Below are 16,272 nucleotides of genomic sequence, written 5' to 3'. Positions count from 1 at the left end.
CTTACTTGTCTTTGTTGCACATCGGGAAGCCGAGGGCTTCACGGGAAGCATAATAAGCCTCTGCCACTGCTTTGGTCAGGGTGCGAATACGCAAAATGTAGCGCTGACGTTCGGTGACGGAGATAGCTTTACGCGCATCCAGCAGGTTGAAGCTATGGGCGGCTTTCAGAATACGCTCGTAGGCCGGCAGCGGCAGCGGGTTTTCCAGTGCCAGCAGCTGCTGGGCTTCTTTCTCATACTGCTCGAAGCAGGTGAATAAGAAATCCACATCGGCGTATTCAAAGTTATAGGTGGACTGCTCCACTTCGTTTTGATGGAACACGTCACCGTAGGTGGTTTTACCCAGCGGGCCATCGCTCCAGACCAGGTCGTAAACGCTGTCCACGCCCTGGATATACATCGCCAGACGTTCCAGACCGTAGGTGATTTCACCGGTCACCGGCTTGCACTCCAGGCCGCCGACCTGCTGGAAGTAGGTGAACTGCGTCACTTCCATGCCATTCAGCCACACTTCCCAGCCGAGTCCCCAGGCGCCCAGCGTCGGGTTCTCCCAGTTATCTTCCACGAAACGGATATCGTGAATGGTCGGGTCCATACCCAGCTCTTTCAGAGAACCGAGATACAGCTCCTGAATGTTGTCCGGAGACGGCTTAATCACTACCTGGAACTGATAGTAGTGCTGTAAGCGGTTCGGGTTTTCGCCGTAGCGGCCATCGGTCGGACGACGAGAAGGCTGCACATAGGCAGTCGCCATCGGCTCTGGCCCCAGCGCGCGCAGGCAGGTCATTGGATGAGAAGTTCCCGCGCCGACTTCCATGTCCAATGGTTGAACAATGGTGCAGCCCTGGCGAGCCCAGTAATCCTGTAAGGTCAGGATCAAGCCCTGGAAGGTCCTGGTATCAAACTTTTGCATATTATTTCGTGCTGGATACGTGTGGATTTAAAGGAAGGAGCCAGTATACCCGCTGGATGCGAGATATACAGTATGAAACCGGTTTGTTTAGCGAAAATTGCCGGATTTCGCGGCATCACACCTCACCAGGCGCGGCTTTTACCGCATAGAAAGATGTAAAAACTGCCCATCTGCATCAAAAGAGCAGACAAAACTCTCTTTACGGAAGGTATTACCACGCATCTCATAGCTCCCCTGAAACTGTTCGAAGCCGGTAACAGCAATTTTCTGTGCGCCAGTGTTGTAACGCTGCGCCGCCTGAGCTTTACACAATGCTTCCATATCCAGCGTGCGTGTTGGGCTCACTTTACTCTGCTGGGCTTTTTGCGTCGGTGGCGGTGTCGCTGTGCATCCCACCAGAGCGATGGCTATCATCACAGTACAGAAATACTTCATTATCATTTTTATTACCGTCTGGTTTGCTGGTCAGTCTTATTATTAAGGTTTGTGGGTAACAGAAACATTGTGCGAATCTCCTTACGCCATCACAAGATGTAGCGTAGAAAGTCGGATTTTTCCAGTGAGCCACCGCGCTGGAACTCTATTCAAACGGAAGCTGAGGAACTGATGCAGCCTAAAATTAACTGGATTGATAACCTGCGAGGGATCGCCTGTTTAATGGTAGTGATGATCCATACTACAACGTGGTACATCACCAACGCCCACAGCGTCAGCCCGCTAAACTGGGATATTGCGAATGTCCTGAATTCGGCTTCGCGCGTTAGCGTTCCCCTGTTTTTTATGATTTCAGGCTATCTTTTTTTTGGCGAGCGCTGCGCGCAACCGCGGCATTTTTTACGTATCGCCCTGTGCCTTATCTTTTACAGCGTTGTCGCCCTGGCTTACATTTCACTTTTTACTTCGATCAACGTCGAGCTTTCGCTAAAAAATGCGCTGCAAAAACCCGTGTTTTACCACCTGTGGTTTTTCTTTGCGATTGCGGTGATCTACCTGGTATCGCCATTAATCCAGGTAAAAAACGTGAGCGGCAAAATGCTCCTGATGCTGATGGTGATCATTGGTATTATTGCTAACCCAAATACTGTGCCGCAAAAAATCGGCGGCGTTGAATGGTTGCCCATCAATCTGTATATCAGCGGCGACACGTTCTACTACATTCTCTACGGCATCCTGGGCCGCGCCATTGGAATGATGGAGACGCAAAAGCCATCGCTGACGCTTATCTGCACTGCCCTGTTCATCATCGCGGTATTTGTTATTTCTCGCGGCACATTGCATGAATTACGCTGGCGCGGAAATTTTGCCGATACCTGGTATCTGTATTGCGGTCCCATGGTGTTTATTTGCGCCGTCTCACTGTTCACGGTAGTTAAAAATAAGCTGAATGCGCGGACGTTACCTGGACTGGGGCTTATCTCCCGCCACTCGTTGGGTATTTATGGTTTCCACGCGCTGATTATCCATGCGCTACGTACTAATGGTCTGGAGTTAAAGCGTTGGCCGCCGTTAGACATCGTGTGGGTTTTTGCCGCGACGGTGACAGGAAGCCTGCTACTTTCCATGCTGTTACAGCGTATTGATAAACGGAAATGGGTTAGCTAAACGACAATGATGGCTCCGGCCATCATTCATCATCACTGTAGGAAGCGTAAAGATCGGTTCCATATATACTGACCCCCAGCGCCACCAGACACAGTATTTTCAGCGCGCCCGCCAGCGCCAGGTTAAATACGCCGACCGCGACCATGCCGATGCCAAGCAACAGCAAAGATTTGCAACGAGAAAGCAAGCGGCCATTTCCCGTGTGTTCCTGGCGAATTAAGACTGGAAAACCACACATGACGATTGCCGCAAAAAAATATCCCTTTTCGCTTAATGTATGACAGCCTGGCCACAGTCCCACCAGGTATACCACTGCACCGACAACTAACATTCCCAGGCCGAATATCCGTTTCCTGCGCGCAACGTGATCGTCCATCTCACTCTCCTTGTGGTTGTGTGAGACACATTAAGCGAAGAAATAGCGATGAAAAAGGCGCCTGCTCAGCAATAATATAAAAATCAGAAAACACACATACTTACTTCTATATAATTCAATAGAATTAATATTTACGGGAAATGCCTTTCAGCCAAAACCGAAAGGCATTCTGACTTATGACATCAACGGCAACAGCTGCTGATAGAGTCGACGGAAGGTTTCACGACGTTGTTGATAAACCGCATGACGCTGCGCATCGGGATAATGCGCCTGCTCCAGCGGCAACTGCGGCAATACATCGGCGAGCGGAGTCTGTTTATTCACCGCAATTTGCGCCAGACGCGCCGCGCCCAGCGCTGGCCCCACATCGCCGCCAGTACGATAATCAAGCTGTAGCCCGCTAATATCAGATAGCATCTGACGCCAGTATTCGCTGCGCGCCCCGCCGCCGATAAGCGTCACGCTGGCGGGTTTGACGCCGCAGGCGTGAACCACATCCATGCCATCCGCCAGAGCATATCCCACGCCTTCCAGTACCGCCCGCGCCAGTTCCGCCGGGCCATGCTGATGGGTTAAACCAAAGAAAACGCCTTTTGCCTGCGGATTATTGTGCGGCGTGCGCTCGCCGGACAGGTACGGCAAAAACCAGATCGGATCGGTATGCTCATCCGCCAGCTGCGCGGCGGCAATCAGTGTCGGGACGTTCTTCTGCCCGGTGAGTTTAGCCGCCCAGTCCAGACAAGAGGCGGCGCTCAACATTACAGACATTAAATGCCAGCGTTCCGGCAGCGCATGGCAAAAACTGTGTACTGCGCTCTCCGGTTTACTCAGAAAGCCGTCGCTGACGGCAAAATAGACGCCCGATGTTCCGAGTGAGAGCATCGCCTGTCCGGCATCGATCATTCCTACGCCGACCGCGCCAGCCGCATTGTCGCCGCCGCCCGCCACCACAGGTACTGCTGGCATTCCCCATGCGCTGGCTACCTCTGGCAGCAACGTTCCGGTAATGTCACTACCTTCAAATAACGCTGGCATCTGCTGTCGGGTTAAATGACAGGCGTTGAGCATAACGTCGCTCCAGTCGCGCTTTTTCACGTCCAGCCACATCGTTCCTGCCGCATCCGACATATCGCTGGCAAAGACGCCCGTCATTCGCAGCCGCAGAAAATCTTTCGGCAGCAGAACTTTGTCTATCTGGCGGAAAATATCCGGTTCGTGGCGCTGCACCCAGACTAATTTGGGCGCGGTAAAACCGGGCATCATCAGATTACCGGTTATCGCACGCGACTGCGGCACCTGTTTTTCCAGCCAGGCGCACTCTTCGCTACAGCGTCCGTCATTCCATAAAATCGCTGGTCGCAGAACCTGCTGACGGCTATCAAGCAATGTCGCGCCATGCATTTGTCCGGCGATGCCCAACGCCCGGACGCCACTTAACGACTGTTGCCGACCTAAACCTTTAACCGCACGATCCGTCGCCTGCCACCACTGCTCTGGTTCCTGCTCCGACCATAAGGGATGCGGACGCAATACGGTCAGTTTTTCAGTATGCGTAGCCAGCACATCGCCCTGCTCATTCAACAGGATAGCTTTTACACCCGATGTACCAAGATCGATCCCGATATACATAGTGTGGGTTCCTTTACTGAAAGCGCCCGGCAGCGCTACGCTTACCGGGCTAATCACGACTACAGGCCGGGCTAACGCGGAGTCGCCCGGTAGATAGGGTTATTTATCAAACAGATAACGGTTAACCAGATTTTCTAACAGCTCCTGATGACCGCTTTGATGTACTGGCGCCAGATTATGCTGCTCCGCATACTGCGCCAGTTCGCCTAAGGAGAGTTGTCCTTTCAGAATCTGCTGACCCAGCTCGCCATTCCAACCGGCATAGCGCTTCGCCACGCGTTTATCCAGCTCGCCGTCTTCAACCATACGCGCGGCGATTTTCAGCGACAACGCCATCGTATCCATCGCGCCGATATGACCGTAGAACAGATCGTATTTATCGGTGCTCTGGCGACGAACTTTGGCGTCGAAGTTGAGACCGCCCGTCGTGAATCCGCCCGCTTTCAGGATTTCGTACATCACCAGCGCGTTCTCTTCAACGCTAATCGGGAACTGATCGGTATCCCAGCCCAGTTGCGCATCGCCACGATTGGCGTCAACGGAGCCAAAAATACCCAGCGCGATAGCGGTCGCGATTTCATGGTGGAACGAATGGCCCGCCAGCGTCGCGTGGTTCGCCTCAATGTTCACTTTGATCTCTTTTTCCAGGCCGAACTGTTTGAGGAAGCCATAGACCGTTGCAACGTCATAATCATACTGATGTTTTGTCGGTTCCTGCGGTTTCGGTTCAATCAGCAGCGTGCCCTGGAAACCCATTTTATGTTTGTGCTCGACCACCATTTGCATAAAGCGGCCAATCTGTTCGCGTTCCTGGCGCAGATCGGTATTCAGCAACGTTTCATAACCTTCGCGCCCGCCCCACAGGACGTAATTTTCGCCGCCCAGTTTATGCGTGGCGTTCATTGCCGTAACCACTTGCGTCGCTGCCCAGCTAAAGACTTCTGGATCCGGGTTAGTGGCGGCGCCTGCGCCATAGCGCGGGTTGGTAAAGCAGTTCGCCGTTCCCCACAGCAGTTTTACGCCGCTCTGTTCCTGTTTCGCCGCCAGCACATCCACCATCTGCGCGAAGTTGTTTTTATATTCTTTCAACGACGCGCCTTCCGGCGACACATCCACGTCATGGAAGCAATAAAAAGGCACATTCAGTTTGTGGAAAAATTCAAACGCCACGTCCGCTTTGCGTTTCGCCAGCTCCAGCGCTTCGCCCGGTTGCTGCCACGGACGATTAAACGCGCCTACACCAAACATATCCGCGCCGTTCCAGCAGAAGGTATGCCAGTAACAGGCCGCGAAACGCAGGTGATCTTCCATACGTTTACCTAAAACCAGCTCGTCGGGATTGTAATGACGAAATGCCAGCGGGTTAGTCGATTGAGGGCCTTCATAGCGAACACGATCGAGTTGGTCAAAATAAGCCTGCATAGTGAGCTCCATAATCAGATAAGACGGCAAGTAAACGACATAACGTCATACTGGAATTTCCTGATTTATTGCTCAATTACGTTATTTCACACCGCTATTAAGAGAATCCCCAAATGTGCTCTGGCTCTCAAAAAAACGCTGAAAACCACAGAAGAAAAAAGCGATCGCGATCGAATCCTGGCAAATAAACAAAAAACCGTAATATATAGATAAGAAATGACAATTGTCATCCGCCGTTTGCTGTGATGAATTTCGCATAACGTTTCAGGCGCAAAATAATTTGTCATCATTCGCCAGACCGTTATGTCAGCCGTTTTGATAGTATCCATGAGTCCAGGTTCACTTTTGCAGGATATATCCTCATGTTTGATAAACGTCACCGCATCACTCTGTTATTTAACGCGAATAAAGCCTATGACCGTCAGGTAGTGGAGGGGGTGGGTGAATATTTACAAGCCTCGCAATCCGAATGGGATATATTTATTGAGGAAGATTTCCGTGCCCGTATCGATAACATTAAAGAGTGGTTAGGCGACGGCGTTATTGCCGATTACGATGATGACGATATCGCGCAATTATTAGCCGATGTCGACGTACCCATTGTCGGGGTCGGCGGTTCTTACCATCTTGCTGAAAATTATCCCGCCGTTCATTACATCGCCACCGATAATCATGCGCTCGTTGAAAGCGCTTTCCTGCATTTAAAAGAAAAAGGCGTTAACCGCTTCGCGTTTTACGGTTTGCCCGACTCCAGCCGCAAACATTGGGCGGCGGAACGGGAATACGCCTTTCGCCAGCTGGTCGCCGAGGAAAAATACCGCGGCGTAGTCTATCAGGGGCTGGAAACCGCGCCGGAAAACTGGCAGCACGCGCAAAATCGCCTCGCCGACTGGCTTCAGACGCTGCCGCCGCAAACCGGCATCATTGCCGTAACGGATGCCCGCGCCCGCCACGTATTGCAGGCCTGCGAACACCTGCATATTCCGGTGCCGGAAAAACTTTGCGTTATCGGTATTGATAACGAAGAGTTAACCCGTTATCTGTCGCGCGTCGCGCTTTCCTCCGTCGCGCAGGGGGCGCGGCAAATGGGCTATCAGGCGGCGAAGCTGCTGCACCGTTTGCTGGCGCGCGAAGAGATGCCGTTACAGCGCATTCTGGTGCCGCCGGTGCGCGTCATTGCGCGCCGCTCGACAGACTATCGCTCCCTGACCGATCCGGCGGTTATCCAGGCGATGCACTTTATTCGTAACCATGCCTGTAAGGGCATTAAAGTCGAGCAGGTGCTGGATGCGGTTGGGATTTCACGTTCAAACCTGGAAAAACGTTTTAAGGAAGAAGTTGGCGAGACGATACATGCGCTGATCCACGCCGAAAAGCTGGAAAAAGCGCGTAGTTTGTTGATTTCTACCACGTTGGCGATAAACGAAATTTCGCAAATGTGCGGCTACCCGTCACTGCAATATTTCTATTCGGTGTTTAAAAAGGAGTACGTCACTACGCCTAAGGAGTATCGCGACCAGCATAGTGAAGCGTTGTTGTAGTTTATCCAGCCTACAGACGCCTTATAAGCCGGATAGCGTAACGCCATCCGGCACACAGAATTACATATGCGCGGCGATCAGACGCTGGTTGTCCTGGTACATCGCGAACAAGTAGTTGTTATAGCGCGACCCCTGGGTAGAGTAACCCTTCAGCTTATGAATCATCGCCGTGGCGGTGACTTCCTGATCCGCCTTACGCAGTTGGGCGCGCGACTTGCGGAAAGAGGAATAAGCCGGATGCGTGTTCAGGTTGGCGACATACGCGCTCACCGACTCCTCAACCGACGCGAATTGCGAGTAACCTTTCACCTTACCCGGCGTATTGGTACAACGCCCTTTCGTACACTTCATGCCGAACAGGTTGTTGTTGCTACGCGCCAGTTTAGAGGTTCCCCAGCCGCTTTCCGCCGCCGCCATCGTCGCCACCATGCTGGTTGGGATAATGTCGACGCGCTCCAGCAACGTATTCCACGGAATACGACGCGTGTTGCCGGACCAGCTCACTTTATAGCGCTTCGCGATATCTTTCATACGCGCGCGCTCAGACGGCGACCAGCGGTTCTGGTACTGTTTTGAGATCAGCCAATTACGGTCCGCGGTAATCGCGGCATTTTGGCTGGTGATGTAAGGCATAACGGTCCGGAGAAACGCTTTTTTTCTGGGGGTTCCGGAAGGGTATTTTCGCAAATCAGGAAGTGAACTGCTCTTTGCACTATTGCGAGAATACTCTTGTTTACTGCTAACCTGTTTATAACTTGTCTCAGTTATGTGGGACTTTTGACTCGTTTGTGTTGCGTGCGTCTTTGCCAGCACCTCACCCGAAAATGCGATGGTGAGTAACATAAGAATCATTGCCCCATATCGTCGCATGGGAGTCAATATCATTAGGTCTCCTGGTCGGATTGATACATTCCAACACCTTTTATTTTTCACGAAGTTGAGGTTTGAACCCCAAATTCTAGCAAAAATAGGCTTAAAAAGCACCTCAGGGAATAGTCTTAATCCGAAACTATGTCAACTATTAACGATAACAGGCAGCAATAATGCCAATAAAATGTGGTGCTTATCGCAAATAGAGGCGTTTTTTTGCGCCTCGTCGCTCACCCTCGCGCCTCCTCCTGCGCGACTCTCTGCTGAGGAGGAGTTCATTCGCCTAAAAACCAGGCAAGCTGATGAATATTGCCCACAAAGGATAGCGTGATGAAACTTGCCGCCTTCGCTCTGACGCTGATACCCGGTATCGCGATCGCCTCATCATGGACCTCACCCGGTTTTCCAACGTTCTCGACGCAGGAAACCGGACGCTTTACCAGCCATGCTGCATTAACAAAAGGTACACGCGCGTTAACGCTCCATATTGACCAGCAGTGCTGGCAGCCCTCCGGCGCCATAAAACTCAACCAAATGTTGTCGTTAAAACCCTGCGAAGGCGCGCCACCGCAATGGCGTTTGTTTAAAGATGGCGACTATACGATAACGGTAGATACCCGCTCCGGTACGCCGACCCTGTTGTTATCGATAAAAACTGAACCTGAACGCACCGCGCAGCTCGCCTACCAGTGTCCCGTCTGGGATGGTTCGCCGCTCACGCTGGATGTTCGCCAGACCTTTCCGGAAGGGACGGTAGTGCGCGATTATTACAGTGGTCAAACCGATACCGTCCAAAACGGGCAAATCACGCTGCAACCTGCCGACAGCCACGGGCTTTTATTGCTGGAACGCGCGGAAACCCATGCGTCAGCGCCTTTTAACTGGCGCAACGCCACCGTTTATTTTGTGCTTACGGATCGCTTTCGCAATGGCGATCCAACCAATGACCACAGCTATGGTCGCCATAAGGATGGTATGCAAGAGATTGGCACTTTCCACGGCGGCGATTTACGCGGGTTGACGAGTCAACTGGACTATCTACAGCAATTAGGCGTGAACGCCTTGTGGATAAGCTCGCCGTTTGAACAGATCCACGGCTGGGTCGGCGGCGGAACAAAAGGCGATTTTCCTCATTACGCCTATCACGGCTATTACACTCAGGACTGGACGACGCTGGATGCCAATATGGGCAGCGAAGCCGATCTCCGCGCGCTGGTCGACGGCGCGCACCAGCGCGGCATCCGTATTTTATTTGACGTAGTAATGAATCATGCCGGTTACGCCACGCTGGCGGATATGCAGGAGTATCAGTTCGGCGCGCTCTATTTATCCGGCGCGGAACGGCAAAAAATTCTCGGCGATCGCTGGACAAACTGGCGACCCGCCGCCGGACAAAGCTGGCACAGCTTTAACGACTACATCAACTTCAGCGACAGCGCCGCCTGGGAAAAATGGTGGGGAAAAAAGTGGATTCGTACCGATATTGGCGACTACGACAGTCCGGGATTTGACGATTTAACCCTGTCGCTGGCCTTCCTGCCGGATATAAAAACGGAATCTACCACGCCTTCCGGCCTACCCGTGTTCTATGCCAACAAATCCGATACTAAAGCAAAGTTCATTGAAGGCTATACGCCACGGGATTATCTGACTCACTGGTTAAGCCAGTGGGTGCATGATTACGGCATTGACGGGTTCCGGGTCGATACTGCCAAAAACGTTGAGCTTCCTGCCTGGCAACAGCTAAAAACCCAGGCCAGCGCGGCGTTACATGAATGGAAGCAGGCCAATCCGGACAAAGCGCTGGATAATAGCCCGTTCTGGATGACTGGCGAAGCGTGGGGCCACGGCGTCATGAAAAGTGATTATTATCGCTATGGTTTCGACGCGATGATCAATTTTGATTATCAGGAGCAGGCGGCGAAAGCGGTCGATTGCCTGGCGGAAATGGGGCCAGTCTGGCAGCAGATGGCGGATAAAATGCAGGATTTCAACGTATTAAGTTACCTCTCCTCGCATGATACGCGCCTTTTCCGTGAGGGCGGTGATAAGGCGGCGGAACTGCTGCTGCTTTCGCCGGGCGCGGTGCAGATCTTTTACGGCGATGAATCCGCTCGTCCCTTCGGCCCCACCGGCTCCGACCCGCTGCAAGGCACCCGTTCAGATATGAACTGGCAGGACGTGAGCGGAAAGTCAGCCGCAGCCGTCGCGCACTGGCAGCGTATTAGCCAGTTCCGCGCCAGACATCCCGCCATCGGCGCAGGCCAACAAACCACGCTGACGCTAAAACACGGGTACGGTTTTGTACGCCAGTACGGCGACGATACGGTGATGGTCGTCTGGGCGGGCCGCCGCTAATCGTGGTGCTACCGGTCCCCCTCGCGCACCGGTAGCCCCTTCAAAATAAAAAACTAACCTGATAAAAATTTGTAGCATAAAACATCAATACTACCGCCTGACCCTCATTTGCGCCCCGCCATTTGTAGCGTTATGGTTATCCACTTTGACAGACAGTTCGATAGATCACCCGTTATGACATTTTCACTTTTCGGCGATAAATTTACCCGCCATTCAGGCATTACCCGCCTGATGGAGGATCTCAACGACGGCTTACGCACGCCAGGCGCCATCATGCTTGGCGGCGGTAACCCGGCACATATCCCTGCAATGCAGGATTATTTCCAGACGCTACTGACAGATATGGTAGAAAGCGGCAAAGCCGCTGATGCGCTTTGTAATTATGACGGTCCCCAGGGAAAAACGGCGCTACTGAATGCACTGGCCGTACTGCTACGTGAAACGCTGGGATGGGATATCGAACCACAGAATATTGCGCTGACAAATGGCAGTCAGAGCGCGTTTTTCTACTTATTTAATCTCTTCGCCGGACGTCGCGCCGACGGCAGTGCGAAAAAGGTACTATTCCCGCTTGCGCCGGAATACATCGGCTATGCGGATTCCGGTCTGGAAGACGACCTCTTCGTTTCGGCGCGCCCGAATATTGAACTGCTGCCGGAAGGCCAGTTTAAGTATCACGTCGATTTTGAGCATCTGCACATCGGCGAAGAAACGGGGATGATTTGCGTCTCGCGCCCGACCAACCCAACCGGTAACGTTATCACCGACGAAGAGCTGATGAAGCTGGACAGACTGGCGAATCAGCACAACATCCCACTGGTGATTGATAACGCTTACGGTGTACCGTTTCCGGGCATTATCTTTAGCGAGGCGCGCCCGCTGTGGAACCCCAATATTATCCTATGCATGAGCCTCTCGAAGCTGGGGCTGCCCGGTTCCCGCTGCGGGATTATCATCGCCAATGATAAGACGATTACCGCCATTGCCAACATGAACGGCATCATCAGCCTTGCGCCCGGCGGCATGGGTCCGGCGATGATGTGCGAAATGATTAAGCGTAACGATCTGCTGCGGCTGTCGGAAACGGTTATCAAACCTTTCTACTATCAGCGCGTTCAACAGACGATCGCGATCATTCGTCGCTATTTATCCGAAGAACGCTGCCTGATTCATAAACCGGAAGGCGCAATATTTTTGTGGCTGTGGTTTAAAGATCTGCCGATTACCACCGAGCTACTCTATCAACGCTTGAAAGCGCGCGGCGTGCTGATGGTGCCGGGCCACTATTTCTTTCCCGGACTGGATAAACCCTGGCCGCACACACACCAGTGTATGCGGATGAACTACGTGCCTGAACCGGACAAAATCGAGGCGGGCGTAAAAATTCTGGCAGAAGAGATAGAACGCGCCTGGCGTGAAGGCTGACGGCTATTCCGGCCATCATGCAGGCCGGAACGACATTCAGAAAGGTTGAGAATAGAGGCGCTGGCGCTGCACGTGTGTTGCGTCAACGCACTGTAACGCACTGGTCGGGCAGGCTTCCACGCACGCCGGCCCCGCTTCCCGATGCCAGCAAAGATCGCATTTAATCGCCTGCGCGCCTGACGCGGACGCCACCACGGTCATCGCACCAAACGGGCAAGCCAGCATACAGCTTTTACAACCAATGCAGCGCGATGGCGTCACGAAGATATGCCCCCGATCACGGCGAATCGCCTGTACCGGGCAGACATTCGCGCACGGCGCGTCCTCACACTGATGGCAGACCGTGGCCGTGGTGAAGCTATCCTCTTTTATCACCCGGATACGCGGCACAAAGTCCGCCGTCGTCACCGCCGCGCTATTCTGCTGTTCCTGGTGCGACACTACGCAGGCGACCTCGCAGGTACGACACCCGATACACGCCGACGCATCCGCCATAATAAACCGGTTCATTGTTCTCCCCCTGCGTTAAAACGCCAGAATGCCAGAGAGCCATTCCCCGCCGCTTTGATCCCACTACGCAAACGGACAAATTTTGTCAGATGCCTGATAAAACCTGGCGAGCTGTCTTATTCGCGAACGGTAAATCCCAGCTCATTAGAGATAGCCTGTGCGGTTTCACGCAACGGTTTGAGCAGATTTTTCTCGCCGATCTGTTTTAGCCGTGACGTCGACAGTGAAATAGAAATGGCGTAAGGCACCCGATGGTGAATATCAAACACAGGCACAGCAATACAGGAGACGCCCAGTTCATTTTCTTCGCGATCCATCGCCATGCTGGTTTCACGAATTTGCGCCAGCTCATCGTACATTGCTGGTAAATCGGTAATGGTATTACGAGTCAGCGGCTGGATCTGATCTTTATGGCTTTCCCAGTAAGACGCCACATAATCCGGCTGACCAAACGCCATATAAATTTTCCCCATCGCCGAGCAGTACAGCGGCATATGCTGGCCAATGTAGGCACGCGTGCGCAGCATACCGGTGGTCGGTTCCAGCTTATAAATCAGGATAGCGTGGTCATCTTCACGGCTGGAAAAATTCACCGTCTCGCCGGTGGCCAGGTTGAGCGCCTCAAGGTGCGGTGCCGCAACGTGGATGATATTCAGCGATGACAGGGCTTTTTGGCCGACGGCAATAAACTTTGTCGTCAGACGGTAGCTTCCGGCCGCCGGCGCTGGCGTCACGTATCCGCAGGATTGAAGCCCCTGCAACAACCGATGGACGGTACTCTTGTTCAACCCCGCCAGCTCCGACAGGTGCGCCAGCGGGCAACCGTTCGGGTAGTTACTCAAAATTTCTATCAACATCAGGCCACGAAACAGGCTCTGACTCCCCGCAGGCTTCTCTTTATCGTTGTTCTGGCTCATCAGAAAACTCTCTCCTTTCTTGGGCGATCAGATGGTAGCTCAAAGTGTGTTGCAGTTCACGATATCAGCATAAAAAACATAACCAGATGATTTTAATCGTTTTTAAAAACCTTCTCTGGCGTTGCCATGTCAATTTTTGATCTATATATTTGGAACTACATTTCGCATTATGAAATTTATCGACAAAAAAACATACTAAAATTTCTAACAATCGACCAGGAGAACAGGGATGAAAGTAACTTTCGAAGAGTTAAAAGGGGCCTTCTACCGCGTCTTGCGGTCGCGGAATATTGCGGAAGATACCGCCGACGCCTGCGCGGAAATGTTCGCTCGCACCACCGAGTCCGGTGTCTATTCCCACGGCGTGAACCGCTTTCCCCGCTTTATTCAGCAACTGGATAACGGCGACATTATTCCTGATGCTAAACCGCAGCGGGTTACCAGCCTCGGCGCCATCGAACAGTGGGATGCTCAGCGCGCTATCGGCAACCTGACGGCGAAAAAGATGATGGACCGGGCCATCGAGCTGGCTTCCGATCATGGTATTGGCCTGGTGGCGTTACGTAATGCTAACCACTGGATGCGCGGCGGCAGCTACGGCTGGCAGGCGGCGGAAAAAGGCTATATCGGCATTTGCTGGACCAACTCCATCGCCGTCATGCCGCCGTGGGGCGCGAAAGAGTGCCGTATCGGTACCAATCCGCTGATCGTCGCCATCCCGTCTACGCCGATCACGATGGTAGATATGTCGATGTCGATGTTCTCTTACGGCATGCTGGAGGTTAACCGTCTGGCGGGCCGCGAACTGCCGGTGGACGGCGGTTTCGACGATAACGGTCAGTTGACCAAAGAACCGGGCGTGATCGAGAAAAATCGCCGCATTTTACCGATGGGTTACTGGAAAGGATCTGGTCTGTCGATTGTGCTGGACATGATTGCCACCCTGCTTTCCAACGGCTCTTCCGTTGCCGAAGTGACCCAGGAAAACAGCGATGAATATGGCGTTTCGCAGATCTTCATCGCCATAGAAGTGGATAAGCTGATCGATGGCGCAACCCGCGATGCCAAACTGCAGCGGATTATGGATTTCATCACCACTGCTGAACGCGCCGACGACAACGTCGCGATTCGGCTGCCCGGCCACGAATTTACCAAATTGCTGGATGACAACCGCCGTCACGGTATCACCATTGACGACAGCGTCTGGGCCAAAATTCAGGCGCTGTAAGGAGCCACATCATGATTTTTGGACATATTGCGCAGCCTAATCCGTGCCGGCTACCGTCGGCCATAGAGCAGGCGCTCGATTTCCTGCGCAATACGGACTTTCGCACGCTGGAACCTGGCGTAGTGGAAATCGACGGCAAAAATATCTTCGCGCAGATTATCGATATGACCACCCGCGATGCTGCTGAAAATCGTCCGGAGGTTCATCGCCGCTATCTGGATATTCAGTTTCTGGCATGGGGCGAAGAGAAAATTGGGGTTGCCATTGATACCGGTAATAATCAAATCAGCGAGTCATTATTAGAACAGCGCGATATTATTTTTTATCACGACAGTGAACATGAATCATTCATTGAAATGATACCGGGAAGTTATGCCCTGTTTTTCCCGCAGGATGTTCATCGTCCAGGTTGTAATAAAAGCATTGCTACGCCGATACGGAAAATAGTCGTAAAAGTCGCCATAGACGTTTTATAAAATAGAGTTTACTGGAGCACAAAATGAAAAATAATACCGGTTATATTATCGGTGCGTACCCTTGTGCACCCTCATTTCACCAGAAGAGTGAAGAGGAAGAGACGGAATTCTGGCGGCAACTCTCTGATACTCCGGATATCCGGGGGCTGGAGCAGCCTTGTCTTGAACATCTTCACCCGCTCGGCGACGAGTGGTTATTGCGCCATACACCGGGAAACTGGCAAATCGTGGTCACCGCGATAATGGAAACCATGCGCCGCCGTAGCGAAAACGGCGGTTTTGGATTAGCGTCCAGTGACGAGAAACAGCGTAAATCCTGCGTGGAATACTACCGTCATCTTTATCAGAAGATCAATAAAATCAATGGGAACAATACCGGCAAAGTCATAGCCCTTGAGCTTCATGCCGCTCCTCTGGCGGGCAATCCGAACGTGGCGCAGGCAACCGACGCCTTTGCGCGCTCATTAAAAGAGATTGCCAACTGGGACTGGTCCTGTGACCTGGTGCTTGAACACTGCGACGCGATGACCGGCCCCGCACCGCGCAAAGGATTCTTACCGTTGGTAAACGTACTGGAAACTATTGCCGACTATGACATAAGCGTCTGTATTAACTGGGCGCGCTCGGCTATTGAAGGGCGGGATACCTCTCTACCGCTGATCCACACGCAGCAGGCCAAACAGGCTGGAAAACTCGGGGCGCTGATGTTCTCCGGTACAACGCTGGATGGAGAATACGGCGAATGGCAGGACCTCCATGCTCCGTTTGCACCTTTCTGTCCACAAAGCCTGATGACGGAGAAACATGTTCAAGAACTGATTACCGCCGCAGCTCCCGAACTGTTGCAGTTTACCGGTATTAAATTGTTGGAAATCAATGCCAGCGCCGATATTAATCACCGCATAAATATATTACGCGATGGTATTAACATGATGAAAAAGGCCACACGCCGCTAACCTGAATTAAACATCATCACCTTAATTCTCGGCCTGCAACTCAACGTTG

The 16,272-nt window shown here is 52.6% G+C and carries 15 protein-coding genes; 7 read left to right on the top strand and 8 right to left on the bottom strand.

Features of this window, described 5'->3' with window-relative positions; all coding sequences use genetic code 11:
- Window position 1: 1 nt before the first annotated feature.
- Entirely contained in the window at window positions 2–913 is a 912-nt protein-coding gene (gene glyQ / locus ACH0WD_RS11870; RefSeq protein ID WP_001168551.1) for a glycine--tRNA ligase subunit alpha, read from the bottom strand.
- 138 nt (window positions 914–1,051) lie between these two features.
- On the bottom strand, window positions 1,052–1,354 hold the full coding sequence (locus tag ACH0WD_RS11865; RefSeq protein ID WP_000605592.1) for a YsaB family lipoprotein: 303 nt from the start codon (window positions 1,352–1,354) through the stop codon (window positions 1,052–1,054).
- A 165-nt stretch (window positions 1,355–1,519) separates the two neighbouring features.
- On the opposite strand from ACH0WD_RS11865, the gene ACH0WD_RS11860 reads away from it, so the two are divergent.
- A complete protein-coding gene (locus tag ACH0WD_RS11860; RefSeq protein ID WP_001182572.1) occupies window positions 1,520–2,515 on the top strand; it encodes an acyltransferase in 996 nt (331 codons plus the stop codon).
- Between the two features lie 22 nt (window positions 2,516–2,537).
- Here ACH0WD_RS11860 and ACH0WD_RS11855 read toward each other — a convergent pair whose 3' ends face one another.
- The 3 genes from ACH0WD_RS11855 to xylA all read right to left on the bottom strand — a co-directional run bounded on the left by ACH0WD_RS11855 (window position 2,538) and on the right by xylA (window position 5,942).
- Entirely contained in the window at window positions 2,538–2,891 is a 354-nt protein-coding gene (locus tag ACH0WD_RS11855; protein WP_000340935.1) for a YiaA/YiaB family protein, read from the bottom strand.
- Window positions 2,892–3,065: 174 nt separating this feature from the next.
- On the bottom strand, window positions 3,066–4,520 hold the full coding sequence (xylB, locus tag ACH0WD_RS11850; protein ID WP_000275306.1) for a xylulokinase: 1,455 nt from the start codon (window positions 4,518–4,520) through the stop codon (window positions 3,066–3,068).
- Window positions 4,521–4,619: 99 nt separating this feature from the next.
- The gene (xylA, locus tag ACH0WD_RS11845; protein ID WP_001149561.1) at window positions 4,620–5,942 is read right to left on the bottom strand and encodes a xylose isomerase; all 1,323 of its coding nucleotides are present in this window, start codon (window positions 5,940–5,942) and stop codon (window positions 4,620–4,622) included.
- A gap of 362 nt (window positions 5,943–6,304) precedes the next feature.
- Between xylA and xylR the strand changes: the two genes are divergently transcribed.
- Window positions 6,305–7,483 carry a D-xylose utilization transcriptional activator XylR gene (gene xylR, locus ACH0WD_RS11840; RefSeq protein ID WP_000459824.1) on the top strand — a complete coding sequence of 393 codons (1,179 nt, stop codon included), beginning with the start codon at window positions 6,305–6,307 and terminating at the stop codon, window positions 7,481–7,483.
- Window positions 7,484–7,543: 60 nt separating this feature from the next.
- Here the strand turns inward: xylR and ACH0WD_RS11835 are convergent, their stop codons facing one another.
- On the bottom strand, window positions 7,544–8,368 hold the full coding sequence (locus ACH0WD_RS11835) for a protein bax (RefSeq protein WP_001575119.1): 825 nt from the start codon (window positions 8,366–8,368) through the stop codon (window positions 7,544–7,546).
- A gap of 315 nt (window positions 8,369–8,683) precedes the next feature.
- Here ACH0WD_RS11835 and ACH0WD_RS11830 point away from each other — a divergent pair, with 315 nt between their 5' ends.
- Together ACH0WD_RS11830 and avtA are read left to right on the top strand one after the other, a co-directional pair.
- Entirely contained in the window at window positions 8,684–10,711 is a 2,028-nt protein-coding gene (locus ACH0WD_RS11830) for an alpha-amylase (protein ID WP_000761309.1), read from the top strand.
- Window positions 10,712–10,885: 174 nt separating this feature from the next.
- Window positions 10,886–12,136, top strand: a complete 1,251-nt coding sequence (avtA, locus tag ACH0WD_RS11825) for a valine--pyruvate transaminase (RefSeq protein ID WP_000144377.1) — start codon at window positions 10,886–10,888, stop codon at window positions 12,134–12,136.
- Window positions 12,137–12,172: 36 nt separating this feature from the next.
- On the opposite strand, the gene ACH0WD_RS11820 is transcribed toward avtA, so the two are convergent.
- A complete protein-coding gene (locus ACH0WD_RS11820) occupies window positions 12,173–12,646 on the bottom strand; it encodes a 4Fe-4S dicluster domain-containing protein (protein WP_001078818.1) in 474 nt (157 codons plus the stop codon).
- A gap of 116 nt (window positions 12,647–12,762) precedes the next feature.
- Window positions 12,763–13,563 (bottom strand): IclR family transcriptional regulator YiaJ, encoded by an 801-nt coding sequence (gene yiaJ, locus ACH0WD_RS11815; RefSeq protein ID WP_000081338.1) that lies wholly within the window; start codon window positions 13,561–13,563, stop codon window positions 12,763–12,765.
- 229 nt (window positions 13,564–13,792) lie between these two features.
- On the opposite strand from yiaJ, the gene yiaK reads away from it, so the two are divergent.
- Genes yiaK through ACH0WD_RS11800 form a run of 3 tightly spaced genes read left to right on the top strand, consistent with a single transcriptional unit; the run spans window position 13,793 to window position 16,223 of the window.
- Entirely contained in the window at window positions 13,793–14,791 is a 999-nt protein-coding gene (gene yiaK / locus ACH0WD_RS11810; protein WP_000869008.1) for a 3-dehydro-L-gulonate 2-dehydrogenase, read from the top strand.
- A gap of 11 nt (window positions 14,792–14,802) precedes the next feature.
- The gene (locus tag ACH0WD_RS11805; RefSeq protein ID WP_000576100.1) at window positions 14,803–15,267 is read left to right on the top strand and encodes a YhcH/YjgK/YiaL family protein; all 465 of its coding nucleotides are present in this window, start codon (window positions 14,803–14,805) and stop codon (window positions 15,265–15,267) included.
- A gap of 23 nt (window positions 15,268–15,290) precedes the next feature.
- Window positions 15,291–16,223 (top strand): DUF4862 family protein, encoded by a 933-nt coding sequence (locus tag ACH0WD_RS11800; protein ID WP_000794991.1) that lies wholly within the window; start codon window positions 15,291–15,293, stop codon window positions 16,221–16,223.
- Window positions 16,224–16,272: the final 49 nt, after the last annotated feature.

The organism is Salmonella sp. 2020_1395 (assembly GCF_043848115.1).
GTDB classification, from domain to species: Bacteria; Pseudomonadota; Gammaproteobacteria; order Enterobacterales; family Enterobacteriaceae; genus Salmonella; species Salmonella enterica.
This window is presented reverse-complemented; position numbering and strand designations above follow the sequence as displayed.